This window comes from Liquorilactobacillus sicerae (genome assembly GCF_029916425.1).
In the GTDB taxonomy this organism is placed as follows: Bacteria; Bacillota; Bacilli; order Lactobacillales; family Lactobacillaceae; genus Liquorilactobacillus; species Liquorilactobacillus sicerae.
The window spans coordinates 100,475-119,011 of record NZ_JAHAVQ010000006.1; the positions used below are offsets into that span (position 1 = coordinate 100,475).

Here is an 18,537-nt window from a genome sequence, read left to right on the forward strand (position 1 = left end):
TAGATTGGTGTGAATAAATTGGACATTCAACAACTAAGTGAAAAATTTCAGTTAAATAAAACTGAAATTTCAATCTTAAATTATATGATGAATCATAAAACAAACTTAAAAGCGATGAATATCCGTCAGGTTGCAAAAGAAACTTTTACATCCCCCAGTTATATTATTAAAATGTGTAAAAAATTACGTTTATCTGGCTATTCAGAATTAGTATTTCTGATGACTGATACCATTAGTGCTCAAATACTTTATTCACCCGATAAACAAATCAAACCGTATATCAAACCCTTCGTTCAGTTACTAAAAAAGCATTGCCATTCAGCGATCATGGTTCTAGGCAGTGGTTATTCACAAAACATTGCAAATTACATGAGTGAATATCTGAATCTGCACGGATTTCGGGCAACGGCTAATTCTCATCTTGAATTTCTCAGAAAAAACGCCGATGCTCTCATTATTTTTATCAGCAATTCTGGTGAAACGGTCCGGATCAACGAACTTTGCCAATTAGCAGCTGTCAATCAAATAAAGATCATTGCATTTGTTGGAAACAATGCTTCAGCTTTGGCACACAAAGCTGACTTAACAATCAGCACAAATACCTTTTCGCCAACTTCCTTTGATAAAACTTCACCTCAACTTTTCTTTGGCTTAACACTAATTTACTTTGAAATACTCATGAGCATTTTCTTAACTTCAACTAATCAAGATCTGCTAGTTGATGATTAAAGTTTAATCACAAAAAATGAATAAGTAAATATTTTCGGGCTCTTTAAAAACAGGTTACTATTTTCGTGAACCTGTTCTTTACGTACAATTATTTTAAATATTGCATTAATTGTTAGAAAATTATAAATTAATTTAATCATTAGGCACTTTAAAATATTAATGTTCGGATTTTTCTTAAAAAGAATTGCTAAAGTTTATACATTTATTATTCAAAAAGAGGACTTTTATTCTTTTTAAATAATAATTACTAAGCACCTCATAACCGGCCGCGCAAACAAACTGACCAACTGATCTCATATGAGATCAGTTGGTCAGTTACAGGCCTTTGTTCCTGCGCAGTCTTGCATACTTGGTTGGACTGATTGGCTTTTTGGATATGGTTTGACATAACCTTGAGCGTTTATTGCTTGTTTCTTTGGCGGTTGAACATAATCCGGTTCTTTAGTCATCTAAGGTATTCTTTTCTGAGTTTGTCAAGATCTTCATCAGCTACCGTTGTCAAATCATTATAATTTCCGCTTGCGATTCGCGAAGACATAATACCAAGCAAATGTTCATTCAAGTTTCTGACCCACCGACCATTACTGCGATCATTTGAAACTGCATAAGCAGCTTCGACTATTTGATTATAACTTTCAACATCATATTGATATTTATTTTTAGCTAGTTGCAAGCGGCCAATTTCGGCAATTTCAGCAGCTGAATAATCCTCAAAATCAAAGCGATTAGGGATCCGACTGTTTAATCCAGAATTAGCTTGTAAAAAATCTTGCATTTCTCTAGTATATCCCGCTAAAATAATCACGATCTTGTCGCGGTAATCTTCCATAAATTTCAAAATCTCATCAATTGCTTCGAGTCCAAAAGTATCATTCTCATTCTTATATAAACTATAAGCCTCATCAATAAACAAAACCCCACCTAAAGCAGATTGTAAAACTTCACGCGTTTTGATTGCAGTTTGGCCTGAGTAACCAGCTACTAAATCGCTTCGCGTGACTTCAATAAACTTCTTGGTGCGGATAATATCTTTTTGATAAAGAGCCTGACCTAACAAACGCGCTACAGTTGTTTTACCTGTTCCTGGATTTCCCATGAATAATGAATGCAGAGTAAAGCTAGTATTTTTCAGGCCTTGATCTTCTCGCAATTTGTTGACTAACGCTTGATCAACAAAACGAGCAACTTGATCTTTTACCTGGTGAATCCCGATCAAATTATTTAATTCAGCTAAAGGATCAATGTCAGCATCGTCACTAAATTTGTCTTTATTCAGCAACCGATCAATGTCAATATTTTTGATCGTTATAATATCGTCAGATCCTTCATCAACCACCCGCAATGCCAGGTTTTTCATTAATTGTTCGTTAAAGTTGCGAATCCAGCGGGCATTACTCTGATCCATCGATGAATTATAGGCCTGCGTCACTTTTTTCTCATAATATGCTTGGTCTTCGAGAGTATATTGTTCTTGCGCTAAAATCTGTTCGCCAATCGTAATAATTTCATCAGCCGTGTAATCATCAAAAATCAACTTATTCGGTACACGCGATTCCAATCCTGGGTTGGTTCGCAAAAACTCCTCCATTTCTTTGGTATAACCAGCAAAAACGATCATGATCTCATCACGATGATCTTCCATATATTTTAAAATGGTGTCAATTGCTTCTTGACCCCAATTCGTTGCAGAATCTTTCTTGTTCAGCGTATAAGCTTCATCAATGAATAGTAAGCCACCACGAGCGGATTCCAGCACGTTAGTCGTTTTGAGTGCTGTCTCGCCAACATAATTCGAAACCAGATCAGTTTCTGAGACTTCTTTATAGATAAACTTATCCCCAGAAAACACCCCATTTTCAAATAGTACTTGCCCCATTAACCGAGCAACCGTGGTCTTCCCTGTCCCTGGATTTCCCATAAAAACCGAATGTAAAGACTGTTTGATTGGTGTCAGGCCCTGAGTAACTCGTTGTTGATTGACCTTGACAATCTTAACCATTTTATCGATTTCTTCCTTGACACGTTTTAAACCGATCAGTTCATTCAATTGGGCAGCAGCATCAGTTGTCCCTTCAGACACTTCTTTGGGTGTTTCTTGTTCAAGTGCATTTTCTGTAGCTGTTTTTTGACTTGTTTCCTCAGGAATAAAGTAATCACACGTCTCGTCAACTTCCCAATCCAGATCAGCTACTTCTCCGGCGGTGGAAATTAGTGAATTTACATTCAATAATGAATTATTTTTTAGCCTAACATTGGGCGAAAAGATTCTTGACAGTTCAAAACAATCAGCATTAATCGTACTCTGATCGCCGACATACAAGTCGATTTTTTCAGAATTTTCACCCAAAAATTTCAACTTGCCTTTGGAATATAAATAACTATGATCAGCTATTGAGACATTTTCATTGATTGTTGCTTGATTTAAAATAACTCGACTACTTTCAGCATCAATTGATGTGATCGTATCCGATTCTGATGAAAATTCGCTATTATTTTTTAAGCAGACACAGCCATCAGATCCAACTTGCTTGTAAATTGAATTTTTACTAATGACTGTTGTATTTTCTGCCCAAAGTGTGGGATACTCGGTCCCGATTCCATTAACTTCAGAATTAGTTAAACTTAAAGAAGAATGTTTGATATTAATGGAATTATCAGCTTCCATCACTTTAAAAATTGTATTATCAGCCTCAACCCTCGAATCGCCTTGTATTGCTATTTTAAAAACCATGCAATTTCGAAGGTTCAGCGTAGCACGATTTGTAATGAGAATTGTATATGAAGATTTGCTAGAGTCAGCCGCCAGCGATAAATCTTCAAAAACAGCCGAGGAGCCATCAATATAGAATGCATATCTGTTAGATTCCCCTAAAAAATTAAAATGGCAGTTTTTCAAAGTCAACTTGGCACCATTTCTCAACCAAATCCCTGATTCAAATGCAAATGGTTCAAACCATAAACCCTCAATTGATACGGTAGCATTGTCAATTAACAAATTAATTTTTAAGGTTGTTAAAAATGTTCTATTATTATCGTTCTCATCAACAAAACCAACCAGATTAATATTTTTTTAATCGTATAATATGAATTGTCAGTGCCAGTCAATACAAAATCTTTTTCAAACTCGATTGTGTCGCCAGCTTGCATTTGTTCATAGGCAGAGGCAAAATCCCAAGTATCTTTCCCTGCCCCGACTTTATATCTACTGATAATGAACCCCTCCCGACCATAATTACCAATAATAATTTTATTATACATCTTAAAAATTGTAAAACTAAAATATGGAACCATCCGCATCATATCAAGGCTCCTTAAGACCTGTCGTCCCGTAATTCATTCTAGTATTTAGCGCAAAAATAACGGTCTAAATTTTTTAATCATTACCTAATACCCATTAAACTAGGCATCACAAGTATCTCCTTTGCTAAAAATTAGATTCGTTTATTAACCCTTTTTGAAGCAGATTTTGCTATCAATTAGGAGGTGCTTTAATTATTTTTATAAAAAAAGACTGTCTTTCTTTATTTTTTATTAGCACTTTCTCAATAGTTTACAGCTAAACTCTTCAACAAGAAGGTGAAGCCTATGCTGATCAACACTCAATTATATCTACCTATTTTTACCATTACGCCGATCATGGTGGCAACTTTATTCATGATTGGAATTATGATTTACTGGTCACAAAATGGATTTCCAAATTTTACTCCACGTTTCCTGCTAAAGGGACTGTTTGGCTTTTATTTGGTCTGTGTTGTCCAATTAACCACCAGCTTTAGCGTTTTTACACCCTGGACATATTGGCGTATGGTTCGAGCAGCTGGCGGTTTTGGCCATCTAACCAATATTGAATGGCACCCCCTGGAAATGTATAAAACAATTTATACCGCCACCTCACAATACACGATCAGCGGTAATTTAATTATGCTGCTGCCGTTAACCATCTTTGTTAGCTTGCTTTGGCCACGTTTAGCAACTTGGAAAAAGATGCTCAAATTTGCTTTCTTCACTTCATTAACCATTGAAACCTCACAGCTGATTCTTTCTTACTTTTACTTGGAACATCGCTTGTTTGATATTAACGACTTACTACAAAATACTTTAGGCGGCTTAGCAGGTTTTGGCTTATTCTTAAGCGCTAAAAAAATTATTGAAGCTTTAAGCTGCAAAAAACTTCACCAAGCTAAAACTAACAATTAACTTAAAAGCTGCTTAGACGAACTGAATTACCAACAGCAGCTCTAGTTCAACTCCTTTTAGACCGGCATTCAATTTTTATCTCTGCCGGAGGATTCAACGTAAGCACCTAATAAGCGACCATTCAAAAAAGTGCCTCCGTCAAATCATATTGGTGGAGCCGTGCAGTCCCCTGAATAGGGGTTTCTTTATTTTAAAACTTGAATTGTCAAATTAAATGCAACACTTTACCAAAATAGACCTCATATGGTGTGCGCCAATCCAAACATTTTTTTGGACGGAAATTTAATTTGTTGACTATTCCCTGAATTTCATCGTTTGTCTTATTATCTAGACTTTGTCCTTTAGGTGAGTATTCACGTAAAAGTCCATTGGTATTTTCATTTGACCCACGTTGCCATGGTGCATGTGGATCAGGAAAATAAAATGGAATACCAAGCAAATCTGTTACCTGAGCATGTTTCGAAAACTCTTTGCCGCGATCTGGTGTAATGGTTTTAAGCTTGCTTTTACCAATTTTTTCAAACATCGCCATCAACTCGGTTGTCACCGGTTCTGAACTTTTTTTAGTTGCTTTACTAGCAATTAAAAAACGTGATTTACGATCAACAAGAGTTACTAAACAAGATTGTCCTGTTTTTCCTGCCACGGTATCAGCTTCCCAATGACCAAGTTCAGTTCTTTTATTGGCAGCTTCAGGACATTCGTGAATAGTATTAGTGATTGGGATTTTACCTCGTTTTTCGACATACTTCTTATTGTGACGAGGCTTACCTCGATGACGTAATTTACGAATAGCGCCGCGATTTCCTTGGCTTAAACCAGGTTTATCAAATAGACCGGCGTAAATCCCACGATAAATGGTGATAAAACTTATGATTGTCACGCCTGTTTCAAGTAATAAGCGTTGCGAAATTTCTTCTGGTGACCACTGACAATCCAAAAAAAGGTGTTTAATTCTTTGAAACAATGATGGATCTTCAATGAGTTTTGCTTTGCGACCACAGTTACTTTTAGAAAATTTATAATCATTCTGTGCTTTATCTGGTGAGTATCTTCCGATATTTTTACACTGATGCCGTTTAATTTCACGAGAAATCGTAGAAGGAGCACGTTTTAATTTTCGTGCTATCTCACGGATAGTTTTACTTTGAGTAAGGCCCTCCAATATCATTTCACGGTCATTTATAGTAAGATGTTGATAGTGGCTCATAATAGAAATCCTCCTTCTTTAAGTTGTAGACAAACTTATTATATTTGGATTTCCGTTGTGAGTCCTTTATTTTGTTTTAGTGTTGCACTTAAAGTGTAAATTCATCAATTAAAAAAATTCTGGCATAAAAGTGGTTCATATTTTTGAATCCGTAACAGATACGTTCAAATGCTTTGACTTAATGTTTATATTAGCATTGCTAACATACATCGACAAAAAGAACAAATAAAAAGCCGCCCTGCGTAACTTTGACCAGTTACAGGGTAGCTTAATGGCTGTCTTATTAACTTCGCCACCGCCTTTGGAGCGGCTTGCGGGAAAGTCCTATTCTAGCGGGGCTTCCTTTTTCTTATTCACATTATAGCATGTATTTTTGAAACTTTACACTAACATGCGACTAATTACGTTCATTAGTCCTATAACGTTGCAGTAGTACATCTTTTAATACCTCGATTGCAACTGTTTCTGGTAAATCATTATTCTCAAAATTATAATCATTTAAATTTTCTGTAATATTGGTTCCTCTCCAATCAATATTGATCCAATTACCAGCAATTCTAACTTCAGGCTCTTTTCTAGGATTTTTAACACCCCAGGAAAAAATCTCTTCATCTGCAAATTTCAAAAAATTTTTTTATCTATTGTATCCATGTAAATACTATCTTTAAAGTCACTTTGCTTTAACCAAAACTGTTGATCAAAGCCAATCTGCATTATTTTTTTGATTAATGCTTGATCCTCTTGTTTTGCAGTTTTATAGCCCTTAATAAATTCTTGTGTGTGATGATCTCTTTTACTTTTTTAATAAATGCTACCAATCCCTTTTCGGGAATTTTCCAACCAGCTTTTTTATTTTCTATAAATGCTCCGGCTATTTTTTCTTGCCGCAACCACTTTCTTAAAACTTCTTTGTTACTTGTAATGTAAGCACCTAATAACCGACCGTCTATAAAAGAGTATATTTCAGCGGTAAAATTACCTCATCAATAAAGAATGATGAGGTGTTTTTATGACAGATAAACCTGATGTTGTTCAGATCAAAATGGGTAAATCTTTTAATCCGCAGGCTTCGGCTCCTACTAAAGCTTTTCAAGTTAGTGTCGATGATAATAAAACTGTTATCGTGTATAACCGTATCCAAGGATACATTTTAGATTCTTTAATCAAGGCGATTTTCAAATGATGTTGCTTGATATGCGAAAAATTAAAGGTATTTATCTTATCTGTGGCAAAACTGATCTTCGGCGGGGAATTGATGGACTGGCAAATGTAGTTTTAGATCAATTCAAGCTTGATCCATATTCTAAATCTTTATATCTGTTTTGTGGCACAAGAAAAGATCGATTCAAAGCTTTATATTGGGACGGAGATGGTTTTTGGCTGCTTTATAAACGAATTGAAAATGGTCATTTGCAATGGCCCACAAATACAAATGAAGTAAAGAAACTTCATGCCAAACAATTAGAACGACTGCTTTCTGGTTGAACTGTTGAATCATCGATTCGACAAACAAAACCACCAAAATATACTAGTCATCAACGGCAATAAATGATAAACTCAAATCATCACATGAGGAATGGTGGTGATCCGCGATGCCTAAGACTGAAGAGCTTTTACAAGAAACACTTCGGCAAAATAGTGAGTTAATGAAAGAAAATAAGCAGCTTAATGAACAAGTTGCTTATTTAACAAACAAGTTATATGGTCGGCATTCTGAAAAAATGGAAAACCCAGGCCAATTATCCTTGCTTGATAATTCTTTTACCGAGCCAGAGCAAACTGGAAATCAAAGCGAAGAAATAAGTGAAAGTCAAACAGCTGTACCAGTTAAAAGGCATCGTCGGACACGAAGTGAGATCGTTTCTGAAGGGTTGCCTGTTGAAGAGACAATCATTAAACGAGAAGATGATTATTGCGAACACGGTCATCAACTGATCCCCATTGGAAAACATTTTGTGAGAAAGGTCATTCACATGATTCCAGGCAAATTGTTTGTTGAAATCATTAATGAAGAAACTTACAAATGTGTTGACTGTGAAGAATTGGATGGTTGCAGTCATCCTTACCACGGAAAGGCGCCACAGGCGTTAATTGCACATAGTATTGCCACTCCTTCACTGATAGCAGAGATCCTTAATCAAAAATATGTATTGGGAACTCCAATTTATCGACAATTAAAGGAATGGCAGCGTGCTGGCGTTTTACTCAGTGAAACAACAATCACCAACTGGATAATCAAATGTGCGGCAATCGTAAAAACTTTGTATGCTTTGTTGCATCAAAGACTAATTGAGCAACGATTCCTTCAAGGTGATGAAACACCTTATGAAGTTTTGCGAGAGCCCGACAAACCAGCACACAGTAAATCTTATATCTGGGTCATCCGAAGTATCAGTCGTTCAAACAAGCCAATTGTTTATTATGTTTACGGTGATACTCGATCAGGAAAATTTGCCCAAAAGATTTATCAGAATTTTACTGGTGTTCTTCAGTGTGACGGCTACGCCGGTTACAATCTTTTAACTGATTCAATTACGCGTGTAGGTTGTTGGGCGCACGTTCGACGAAAATTTTATGATGATGCCAATAAGGTGCGCGGACATTTTAAAGAAACTCGCCCACTGGCAATCTTAAACGAAATGTTTCGTTTGGAAAAACAATGGTCAAAGTTATCAAGCAGTGAGCGACTTGATCATCGCTCAAAAAGTTTAAAACCATTGATTGATAGTTTTTGGCAATGGTGTGATCAAGCTGAAGTATTACCGAAATCACGTTTAGGCAAAGCATTGATTTACGCTCAAAATCAGCGGAAAGCTTTAAATCAAGTTCTAAATTTTGGCGAAATAGATTTAAGCAATAACGCTTCAGAACGAAATATGAAAAGCTATGTAATTGGTCGAAAGAATTGGCTTTTCAGTACCAGCCCGAAAGGAGCTGAAGCTAATGCGATTTGGATGTCTTTGATCGAAAGTGCCAAAGCAAATGGCTTAATTCCTTTTAAATATTTACAAGATATAATAGAAAAAATATCAAAACTGTCAGTATTTATGAAAACTGAAGAGCTGGAAGTATATTTGCCATGGAATTGGCAGGATAAAAGTAAATTATCAATACCAGTGCTGGCAAAAATAGCTGTAGCAAAATGACCAACTGATTTCAAATGAGATCAATTGGCCATTTTTTTGGTACGGTCGGTTATTAGGTGCTTACACACTCTTTTATAAACGGTCGGTTACAGATGAAGGACTATACAAAAATAGCCTAGAATCAAATAATGATCCTAGGCTTCAGTCGTATAGACCGTCTTTTTCAGTTAATCCAGCAATCCTTTCAAGACAACTAAAATCTTCAAGTACATCTTTATTTAAATTGACTTTCTTTAAATTCGATAGCAAGATGACTTTATGTTCAAATAAGGCAGTTTAGCCGCACTGATTAATATCAGTACAACTGCGTGCAATACCTCCTTGTCATCTTCACATGATAAAGGTAATTACAAGCATCTGTTTTTTTACAGGTAACATACTTAAGCCTTTTCATAGATAATTTTAAAAAAAACCTCCCTTGAGTCTGAAGAACGACCGTTCTTACAAAATGCTTTTCAAAGGAGATCAGTTTTGCTAAAGATAAATACCCTTAATTTTACTAACGTCAATCAGCATTATTTAAAGACCGTTCTTGGCATAATACCATTTTAATTTGAAGAAGAACTAAGAAAATTCTCCTAAGATAGTTTCTAAAAATTTATCAATACTAAATAATCCGTATTAGTTTTTTCTTCGCTAAAGCAAAATTGCCAAGTGTTGCAGAACCGTTATCAGGAATATGAGAAACTATTATATAATCTGATAAATTTCCAATTTCAACATAATTATTTAAGAGCAGTGAAAATTCCTTACTGATCAAATCTACCAACCACTGACTCGAAACTCCACCGCCAAATATTATTTTACTTGGTCTAAAGCTTAGAGTCGCAACCATAGCTGCTTGAGCTAAATAATATGAAATTATTTGCCAAATTTTATTTTCTTTTGAAATATTCTCTCCAGCAATGCCTAATCGTGCCTTAATTGCCGGACCAGAAGCCAATCCTTCTAAACAATCATGGTGATAAGGACAAACGCCGGTAAAGTTCATGTCTGATGGATGTTTCTTTACATAAATGTGTCCAAGTTCTGGATTTCCTTGACTACCTACGAAATTTCCATCATAAACTATTCCTGCTCCAATGCCTGTCCCAACAGTATAATAAACAAGAGAAGAAACTCTAGGTGATTTCTCCTGCAAATTTAACCATTCTCCATAAGCTGAGCCATTAACATCTGTCGTCCAGCTAACTGGAACTGACAGACTCTTTTGAATCATTCCCACTAAATTTGTATTTTGCCACAACTTTTTAGGAGTTGTTGTAATAAATCCATACTTTTCTGAAGCTAAATTAGTTTCTATTGGTCCAAAAGAAGCAACGCCAATTGCTTGTAAATCGTCATACTGTTTAAAAAAGTTTATACATTGTTTTAGAGTTTCTTTCGGTTCAGTAGTCAGAATTTGGACTTTTTCTTTAATTTGATATTTTTCATTACCAACTGCACAAATAAACTTTGTTCCGCCAGCTTCAACGCTACCTAAAAGCAATATTAACAACCTCCTCGTATTATATGTTTATAAGTTACAAATTTTTGCTAAATACGCTTACTTACTTTTTAAACACCACACGTTAGTCTCTTATTCTGGACTGGAAGTAATTAACTCAAGATTCCCCTTAAATTGCCACTCGTTAAGATCATTAGTCAACACAAAATTGCTCCCCTTTTTGATTGCAAACTCCTCACCATTAACAATCAGAATGCCTTGTCCATCAATCACTGAAGCTAAAACATATGGCCGCTGACCACGCTTTAAACTCAACTTATCAGTAACATTCCATTTGTAAACGGAAAAATATGGTGAAACTGGTGGCTCCACTAAAGTCGTGATCGTCGATTGACCAATTTTTTTAGACTTGATATTCAATACTGGCTCTTTGAAAGGTACATCCGTCACATCAATCGATTGCTGCAAATGCAGTGCACGTTTTTGGCCCGTCTTTTGGTCGACTCGATCATAATCATATAGCCGATAAGTTGTATCGGAGCTTTGCTGCGTTTCGATCACTTCAATTCCTTGATTCAAGGCGTGGATCGTCCCACTGGGAACAAAAACAAAGTCACCAGTTTTGACGTACTTCTTACGCAAGAGCTGATCCCAATCACCATTTTCAATCATTTGGCGCAATTCAGCACGAGTTTTAGCATGATGACCATAAATTAAATATGCGCCAGGTTCAGCGTGCAAAACATACCAGCATTCTGTCTTGCCTAATTCACCTTCATGGACTTGAGCGTACTGATTATCAGGATGGACTTGAACTGATAGACTGGCTTCAGCGTCTAAAAACTTGATCAGCAATGGAAAAACTTTTGATCCAGGATTACCAAAGAGTTCTGGCTGAGCAGCATAAACATCTGGCAACAACTGACCTTTAAAGCGGCCATTAATAATTTGGTTTGGCCCGTGCGGATGGCCAGAAATCGCCCAACATTCGCCAATTTTACCATTCGGCAACTGATAACCAAAATCCTTTTCCAACAAGCGTCCGCCCCACAGCTTTTCATGAAATATTGGCTTTAAAAATAATGGTTCAACCATTAAAGTTCATCTCTTCCTAATATTTTTTGATCAATGTAATCATATTTTCGGCTTTTACACTGTAATCAGCTGTCGGATCAATTTTTTCTAAGGCATCAGACACGTAAAAACTTTCATCTTTCAAACAAGCCAAATCAACCTTATGATTTGAATAATTTGCTAATCTAATTACAAAAGCTTTTTCAATTGTATAGGCCGGATAAATAGCTACTACAACTAAAGGAATTTTTAAATTTAAGAACTCCGACATTTCGTTGATCCTTGGTAAATCATTTTTAAATTCAATATTCCAAATTTTATTATCCAGACGATTAACAAACAAATTTAAGTTTTGAATTTGATAACTTATGCTTTGTGAAAACCAAGAATGTATTTTATTAGCTATCTTATTTTCATCCTCTTCACTACTATTTTCTAAAATTCCGAAAGTGAAATCGTTGGTTCCTACCTCTTGAGCTAAAATAGTAGGTGTCATTAAATGACCAACACTCGTCGTATCTCCAGAAGCTCTCCCAGGCCGCCACAAAAGATTCGGTTTACCAAGTTGTCCAGTTGTTGACATTAAAGTAACCAACAAACTATCTTCAACCTTTTCATATTCTTTCATACCTTTGCCTAAAAAGAATAAACTATGATTTTCATTTTTTAATCCTACAGCCTGATCAAAATTATATATATTTACTGGCTTTTCAACGAATTCCTGGTCCCAATGTGAATCAATTGGATAGTTCTTGTGTTTCACAAATGCGCCATGAATCTCTGATACTGAATAATTACTCATAATTCCTGTTTTGATCTTCAAACGTAATCGATGTGACAAAATTTGATTGTCAATTTTTAAATTCCCATCAATAATTTTTTGGTGATTAGTAAGTTTAAGCTTTAAAACATAGTCAACAACTTTTAATTTAGGATTTTTTATAATTCGGTCAGTTAATGTTGCAGGTAATTTCCAGCTACCATGAATAACAAGTTCCTGAAAGTTTTGGCTCTTAATTATTTTACACTTACCATTTAAGGAAAGCTCTCTTTCAAAATCACTTCTTAACGGTGAATAATCATAGGTATCACCGTCATTGCCAGAATCAAGAATTTTAATAAAGTTCGTATATTGATATTGTTTACTATTCAAATCAAACTGTCCCTCATGAAAATTCAACTTCCAGTATTCATTCTGTATAAGGTTTCCATTATTTGTCTCTAAGCAGGCTATCGTTTTGTCGGAATTTTTAAAATCAATTACTTTAAATCCTAAACCTGGTAATGATACTTTAATTTGAACCGTCAATTCATAATATTCAGATTCAGTTTTAAATTCAAACCCTTTAGGCGTTTGTTGCATAATATTTTTTCTAGCAGGAAAATATTTCTCAGAAATTACACATGCACTATATTCAGAATCAAATTTAATACGTTTAGATGATGTAATAATTTTTATTGTTTTAAAACCATTGAAGCGAATCGGATCTGTATTGAAAATTAAAACTTGGTTTTCTTTTAATTCCAAACGTTGAGCAATTCTTTTTTTTATATAATTCTCAATCCCATTGGCTATTTCAAATCCTTCTTTAAACCGATGCTCAATGTCTACAGCAACATTATCAGAGACACTTCCTCCAAGAGTGTCATGTGGCTGGCATTCTAGCAATTTTTTCCACAATTTTAATACTGGACCATTTGAAATCTTAATACCCGACTTTTGGGCAATTACCATCAAAGGCTCAACTCTTCTTAAAATTATCCTTTCAAGTTTAAAGTTCTTACGTTTAAGTTGTGATCTAACACTTCCTATTGTTCGATGCACACGCGAATATGTTGGCAACCTAAGCTCTCCTTGATAGACTTCCAAATCTTTTTTTAAATGTAATTTATTCATAAAATTAGGATAAGAGCTTAAAAATATTTTATTTTTACTTAATTTATTAATTTTGCCCAAAGTTTCGGAAATATTGTGAATAATATTCATTTGATCAATGCCAGATGGAATCAAGACCTCTTGATTGTCATTATGCTTAGCTTCAAATTTGATTCCTTTGTCTAATCGATTTTTAACAAAAAGTGATAAATTATGTTTTGATTCAACTGAAATCTGACCAGTGTAATAACCAAAAGGAAAATTAGCAGCATATACAGCTCCGGATCCTTGGCCTTTCCATCTAAAATATACTGATTTTGTCTGTCTTGAAAAATTAGTTCCCCGCCAACAAATAAAATCTTTTATTCCAACTTGGTTTAAGAGGACTGGCAATTGGGCACTAAAACCAAAAGTGTCCGGTAAATAACCAATCATCATCGGTTGCCCATATTTACACTTAGAATCCATTATACCAATCACCAGATTTCTAATAATTGCCTCTCCTGTTGGAAGTAAAGCATCTGTTTGGGTATACCAAGGTCCAATAAAAAGTTGTTTACGATTTACCAGTTTTTTTATTCTTTCAACTGCTTCTGGGTGCATAGAAGTATATTCATCAATTATTGATATCTGCCCATCAAAAGTAAAATTTGCTTCCGGATGTTGTTCAAGTTCATCCAAGACATCTGAAAAAAGCTGATCACTTAATACTTGCGCATCCTGAGTCGTAAAATACCATTCACGATCCCAGTGAGTATGATTTACAAAATGAACTTTAACCACTTTAATACCTCCTCGTGCTGAAACTATGGCCTATACGTCAAATTTAAAATATAAACTAAACGCCTACTCTATATTTAAAAAACATAAGTATCAGCCATCAGACGACCAATACTTATTTTTGACTAATCAAATTTAATATCAATATCGGTTTCATCTAATGATTCTTTATCCTCTGATGAGTGGTCATTAAAATCAACCAACAATGGCGCTAAAACTCCAATAGTAAGAGCACAAACCAATAATCCAATCAAATAAGCCCACCCATTGTGAACGGTTACAAATCCATATACACCACCAACAGGGGGAATTTTTGCTTGCGCTCCTAAAATAACAGCTGTTGATGAACCAATAGCACCTGCTAGCATATTGACAGGAATCAATTTTAAAGGACTTACAAGAGTAAATGGAATCGCACCTTCAGTAATACCGATAAATCCCATAAACCAATCACTATGACCTGCATCAAGCAGTTCTGGCGAAAAACGTTTTTTAAATAATGAAGTAGCAAAAGCGTATCCTAAAGGAATACCTGCAATTGCAACGTTAACAATCATAGCCGGTGCATAAATTTTTTCAGCTAACAAAACATTTCCAGCCATCCATGCAGCTTTATTAATTGGACCGCCTAAATCTGAACCAATCATAGCCCCCATAATCAAAGCCAAAATAAACGAACTGGTGCCATTGGTACACATAACTTTAATCCAAGCAACTAATGATTCATTGATCCAAACTAACGGAGTTTTTAAAACAATTCCCATAACAATTGCAACTGACAGTGTAGATAAAAGAGGTACAACAACTAAAGGCATTATTGATTCATACTTTTCACTAACATGAATTTTATTATGGCACCAACGAGCAACATAACCGGCCACAAAGCCTGCAACTAAAGCGCCTAGAAACCCCGCCTTGATTTCAGTAGCAAATGAACCGCCTATAAATCCGGCTGCCAAAGCTGGTTTATCGCCAATCGCATAAGCCACGTATCCCGCTAAAACCAAATTGACTAAACCGACACCGATCCAACCAATATTTTCTATTTGTACCATGTAAGACCAAAAACCTGTTTTATAGACATCAATATTAGTAATGCCGAAGCACAGACCCAGTAATTTAGGAATTGCAACAACTAATGCACCACCAATTACGACTGGCAACATATATGAAATGCCAGTCATCAAAAAACCTTTCCAATCTGAGAATAGCTTTTTCATTTAAATCCCTCCTGGTTTTGCAATCATGCTTTTTTTCTTGCAGCTACGGCTTTAATACATTTATCAATTACTGCTTTGGGCTTTTTAATACACATATTTATATCAACCCTTAAAACTGGTTTTTCTTTGAACCTTTCCATTTTTTCAATTTTTTGATCAGAACCGATTAAAACAAAATCTGCACTTTGAGCCTCCTCAAAAGTAATTTCATTTTTTAATCCCATTGCTCCTTGTTGTTCAACTTTTGCTTTAAGCGACATTTCTTTTGCTGCTTTTTCCAATGCTTTAGCCGCCATAGGTGTATGTGCTAATCCAGCAGGACATGAAGTAATTGCTACAAAATCCATAATTATTCCTCCTCTAATTTCAAAATCTTCAAAACTTTTTCTTTATCTTGACATTTATCCAAAGCTTTTCTTTTATTTTCATCGATTAAAGAACTAGCAAATTCCGATAAAATTTCAAGATGTTCTTTTACTTCATTCTTTGGTGCCAAAAGTGCAATAACTTTATCTACATGTGAATCATCAAAAGTTGGCCAATCGCTTAATGGCTTAATTAGGCTCACATATATAACTCCAGAATACTGAATATCTTTTGATATAGCATGCGGCATAGCGATGCCGTTTTGCATTCCTGTTGATGATTGATTTTCACGTGCTTCAAAAGCATTAAAAATCAAATCTTTGTTTTTGCCCAGCATAAGTATCTTGGCTTTTCCAGATATAAATTCTAAAACTTCTTGCCGGCTTGAAAGATTTTGATTTAAGTAAATATGATTCAAATCAAACAGTTCAGTCATTTAAACTAATTCATCTCTTTTCTTATATTTTCATACAGTTCCGATGAAGTTCTGGATCTAATTAGACGTTTGATGCCCTCTTTACTTCGAATTAGGTCATAGAAATATGAATATATATTATCTAAGTTATTAGATACTGTTTTATCTAAAGCAACAAAGAAACATAATTTTACCTCATCATTTGACCAAATTATTCCTTTTGGGGTTGAAAGAACACCTATTACAGGATGGATGACTTCTTTTATATTTCCATGAGGAATTGCGATAATGCCTAAACTAGTTGATGATAATCTTTCTCTTTCAATTGCAGATTTCTGCATATTAGAAGTCACAAATCCTTGATGATATAGTCTATCTGTCAATGAAACAATTGCTTGCTGCCGATCAATTTTTTCATTCTCGATAATGATACAATTTGGGTTAATCATTTTTATAAAAAAGTTATCTAAATACTTTCTTTTCTCAATCTCATCAATTGAATTCTTGATGATTTCAAGGTTCTTATCATTTAAAAATGGAGGTACCTGAAGAACTTTTATTTTACTCGTTGATAAAGGAATTGTTGATAAAATTATATCCGCTTCAATTCCATTCTCAATTAATTTCTGAACAGATAAAAGCTCCAAAGATAATTTTCTCCCAAAATGTTCAATTATTTGCTGTTTTAACAGAACAGCGGTTCCATAACCTGTACTGCAAACAATAGCAATTTTGATTTTTTGATTATTTTTAGATTCACGTTCAATATAAGATTCAAAATGCAGAGCAATATAACAAATTTCATCTTCGTTAAACATTACTTGATATTCCTTTTGCAAACTTACCGCTAAGCGACTTGCTTCATCAATTGCTAGCGGAAATTTGAGTTTTATTTGTTTCGTGTATGGGTTTTTAATATAAATGTCCAATTTGCAACGTTTTATTGCTGGCAATAAGTGGATTACTAAATTTTTTATTAAAAGTTCATCATAACTGCTAAGTTCCTCTTTCAGAAAATTTGTTAATTTATCTGAAGGTTGTGAAATATTACCTGCAGATAATTCACTGCCTTTTATAGCAATGATATGAATATTTAAATACTTTATTTCATTTTCCGGAATCTTACAATTAAAGTTTTTTTCAAGAAGTTTAACCAGCTGTGTTGTTTCCAAAATAACTTCAACTTTTCGATCAATTAAGGGATTGTCATTAATGGTTTCTCCATCTTTTATACGTTGAACAGCAACGATTGAATGAATTAGCAAAGATTCATATTCATATTCATTAATATTCAAATTGGCTTTTTTAATAAATTCGGCTAAAATCAATTGCATTTTTCTCACATTTGATTCTTGAATATACTTTGTCAATGCTGGAGGAATATTAAAGTTTCGAGTAAACTTTTCATCATGTTTTCTTTGATTAACTGTCGTTACCCAAAAACTTTTTATCACTCTTGCTGTTAAATCATTATTACTCTTGTTATCCCCATCTAGAAAAATTCCTTTTACATTACTAGAAATCTTTATTCCAAAACTTTCTTTTAGTTTATTTAATTCACGAATCAAAGTACTTCGACTGATAAAAAATTTATCAGCTAAATCATCCAATAATATTGTTTTTTTATTTTTTAATAGAAAATCTAATATTTGCATTTCACGTGAGCAACTATCTGCTTCATTTAAAGAAATTTGAAAACTTTCTTTTAGTTTAGAAACATTTCCTTTAAAATAAATGCCCACGTTTCTTTTACGTACTAATTCAACCCCAAAAGAACTGCATTTTTTTTGAATTTGATCAAGATATTTAACAATTGTTTTACGTGATAAACCAGTATATTCAATTAATTGATGATAGTGAACTTTTGAATTAACCATAATAAAACTGACTATTTCATTCATTGTTTTATTGGTTGAAGCCATAATTTTTTCACCTTCTTTCTATATTCCTATTATAATGTAAGCCTTTTTACAATTTAATTCCTAAAAACTACACTATTCATTAGTGCCTCCAAATTATAACCAACCGTTAAGCGGGTGTTTGCCCCAAAGCCCCATGTACTTGCCAGCGTCTCAAG

17 protein-coding genes are annotated in these 18,537 nt (G+C 34.5%); 5 read left to right on the forward strand and 12 right to left on the reverse strand.

Going from position 1 to position 18,537, the window contains the following annotated elements; all coding sequences use genetic code 11:
- Window positions 1–18: 18 nt before the first annotated feature.
- Window positions 19–729, forward strand: coding sequence for a MurR/RpiR family transcriptional regulator (locus tag KH893_RS05595; protein ID WP_281165167.1), 711 nt, complete (start codon window positions 19–21; stop codon window positions 727–729).
- A 445-nt stretch (window positions 730–1,174) separates the two neighbouring features.
- On the opposite strand, the gene KH893_RS05600 is transcribed toward KH893_RS05595, so the two are convergent.
- Both KH893_RS05600 and KH893_RS05605 read right to left on the reverse strand, forming a co-directional pair.
- Complete coding sequence (locus KH893_RS05600) at window positions 1,175–3,394, reverse strand: AAA family ATPase (RefSeq protein WP_427859935.1); 2,220 nt, start codon at window positions 3,392–3,394, stop codon at window positions 1,175–1,177.
- Between the two features lie 347 nt (window positions 3,395–3,741).
- On the reverse strand, window positions 3,742–4,029 hold the full coding sequence (locus KH893_RS05605) for a hypothetical protein (protein ID WP_281165169.1): 288 nt from the start codon (window positions 4,027–4,029) through the stop codon (window positions 3,742–3,744).
- A 285-nt stretch (window positions 4,030–4,314) separates the two neighbouring features.
- Between KH893_RS05605 and KH893_RS05610 the strand changes: the two genes are divergently transcribed.
- Window positions 4,315–4,926, forward strand: coding sequence for a VanZ family protein (locus tag KH893_RS05610; RefSeq protein WP_281165170.1), 612 nt, complete (start codon window positions 4,315–4,317; stop codon window positions 4,924–4,926).
- A gap of 205 nt (window positions 4,927–5,131) precedes the next feature.
- On the opposite strand, the gene KH893_RS05615 is transcribed toward KH893_RS05610, so the two are convergent.
- From KH893_RS05615 to KH893_RS05625, 3 genes are all read right to left on the reverse strand, one after another.
- Window positions 5,132–6,136, reverse strand: coding sequence for an IS30 family transposase (locus tag KH893_RS05615; protein WP_281165171.1), 1,005 nt, complete (start codon window positions 6,134–6,136; stop codon window positions 5,132–5,134).
- Window positions 6,137–6,533: 397 nt separating this feature from the next.
- Window positions 6,534–6,761 (reverse strand): hypothetical protein, encoded by a 228-nt coding sequence (locus tag KH893_RS05620; RefSeq protein WP_281165172.1) that lies wholly within the window; start codon window positions 6,759–6,761, stop codon window positions 6,534–6,536.
- Window positions 6,762–6,861: 100 nt separating this feature from the next.
- Entirely contained in the window at window positions 6,862–7,026 is a 165-nt protein-coding gene (locus KH893_RS05625; protein WP_281165173.1) for a hypothetical protein, read from the reverse strand.
- 119 nt (window positions 7,027–7,145) lie between these two features.
- Between KH893_RS05625 and KH893_RS05630 the strand changes: the two genes are divergently transcribed.
- The 3 genes from KH893_RS05630 to tnpC all read left to right on the forward strand — a co-directional run bounded on the left by KH893_RS05630 (window position 7,146) and on the right by tnpC (window position 9,282).
- Entirely contained in the window at window positions 7,146–7,319 is a 174-nt protein-coding gene (locus KH893_RS05630; protein ID WP_281165174.1) for a hypothetical protein, read from the forward strand.
- 11 nt (window positions 7,320–7,330) lie between these two features.
- Window positions 7,331–7,621, forward strand: a complete 291-nt coding sequence (gene tnpB, locus KH893_RS05635; protein ID WP_281165175.1) for an IS66 family insertion sequence element accessory protein TnpB — start codon at window positions 7,331–7,333, stop codon at window positions 7,619–7,621.
- 107 nt (window positions 7,622–7,728) lie between these two features.
- A complete protein-coding gene (gene tnpC, locus KH893_RS05640) occupies window positions 7,729–9,282 on the forward strand; it encodes an IS66 family transposase (RefSeq protein ID WP_281165176.1) in 1,554 nt (517 codons plus the stop codon).
- A gap of 607 nt (window positions 9,283–9,889) precedes the next feature.
- Here tnpC and KH893_RS05645 read toward each other — a convergent pair.
- From KH893_RS05645 to KH893_RS05675, 7 genes are all read right to left on the reverse strand, one after another.
- Window positions 9,890–10,771, reverse strand: a complete 882-nt coding sequence (locus tag KH893_RS05645) for an ROK family protein (RefSeq protein WP_281165177.1) — start codon at window positions 10,769–10,771, stop codon at window positions 9,890–9,892.
- Between the two features lie 90 nt (window positions 10,772–10,861).
- On the reverse strand, window positions 10,862–11,824 hold the full coding sequence (gene manA, locus KH893_RS05650) for a mannose-6-phosphate isomerase, class I (protein ID WP_281165178.1): 963 nt from the start codon (window positions 11,822–11,824) through the stop codon (window positions 10,862–10,864).
- 16 nt (window positions 11,825–11,840) lie between these two features.
- Window positions 11,841–14,462 carry a glycoside hydrolase family 38 N-terminal domain-containing protein gene (locus tag KH893_RS05655; protein WP_281165179.1) on the reverse strand — a complete coding sequence of 874 codons (2,622 nt, stop codon included), beginning with the start codon at window positions 14,460–14,462 and terminating at the stop codon, window positions 11,841–11,843.
- Window positions 14,463–14,584: 122 nt separating this feature from the next.
- A complete protein-coding gene (locus KH893_RS05660; RefSeq protein WP_281165180.1) occupies window positions 14,585–15,679 on the reverse strand; it encodes a PTS fructose transporter subunit IIC in 1,095 nt (364 codons plus the stop codon).
- Window positions 15,680–15,702: 23 nt separating this feature from the next.
- Window positions 15,703–16,026, reverse strand: a complete 324-nt coding sequence (locus KH893_RS05665) for a PTS fructose transporter subunit IIB (protein WP_281165181.1) — start codon at window positions 16,024–16,026, stop codon at window positions 15,703–15,705.
- A 2-nt stretch (window positions 16,027–16,028) separates the two neighbouring features.
- Window positions 16,029–16,481, reverse strand: coding sequence for a PTS sugar transporter subunit IIA (locus KH893_RS05670; protein ID WP_281165182.1), 453 nt, complete (start codon window positions 16,479–16,481; stop codon window positions 16,029–16,031).
- 5 nt (window positions 16,482–16,486) lie between these two features.
- Window positions 16,487–18,382 (reverse strand): BglG family transcription antiterminator, encoded by a 1,896-nt coding sequence (locus KH893_RS05675; RefSeq protein WP_281165183.1) that lies wholly within the window; start codon window positions 18,380–18,382, stop codon window positions 16,487–16,489.
- Window positions 18,383–18,537 lie beyond the last annotated feature (155 nt).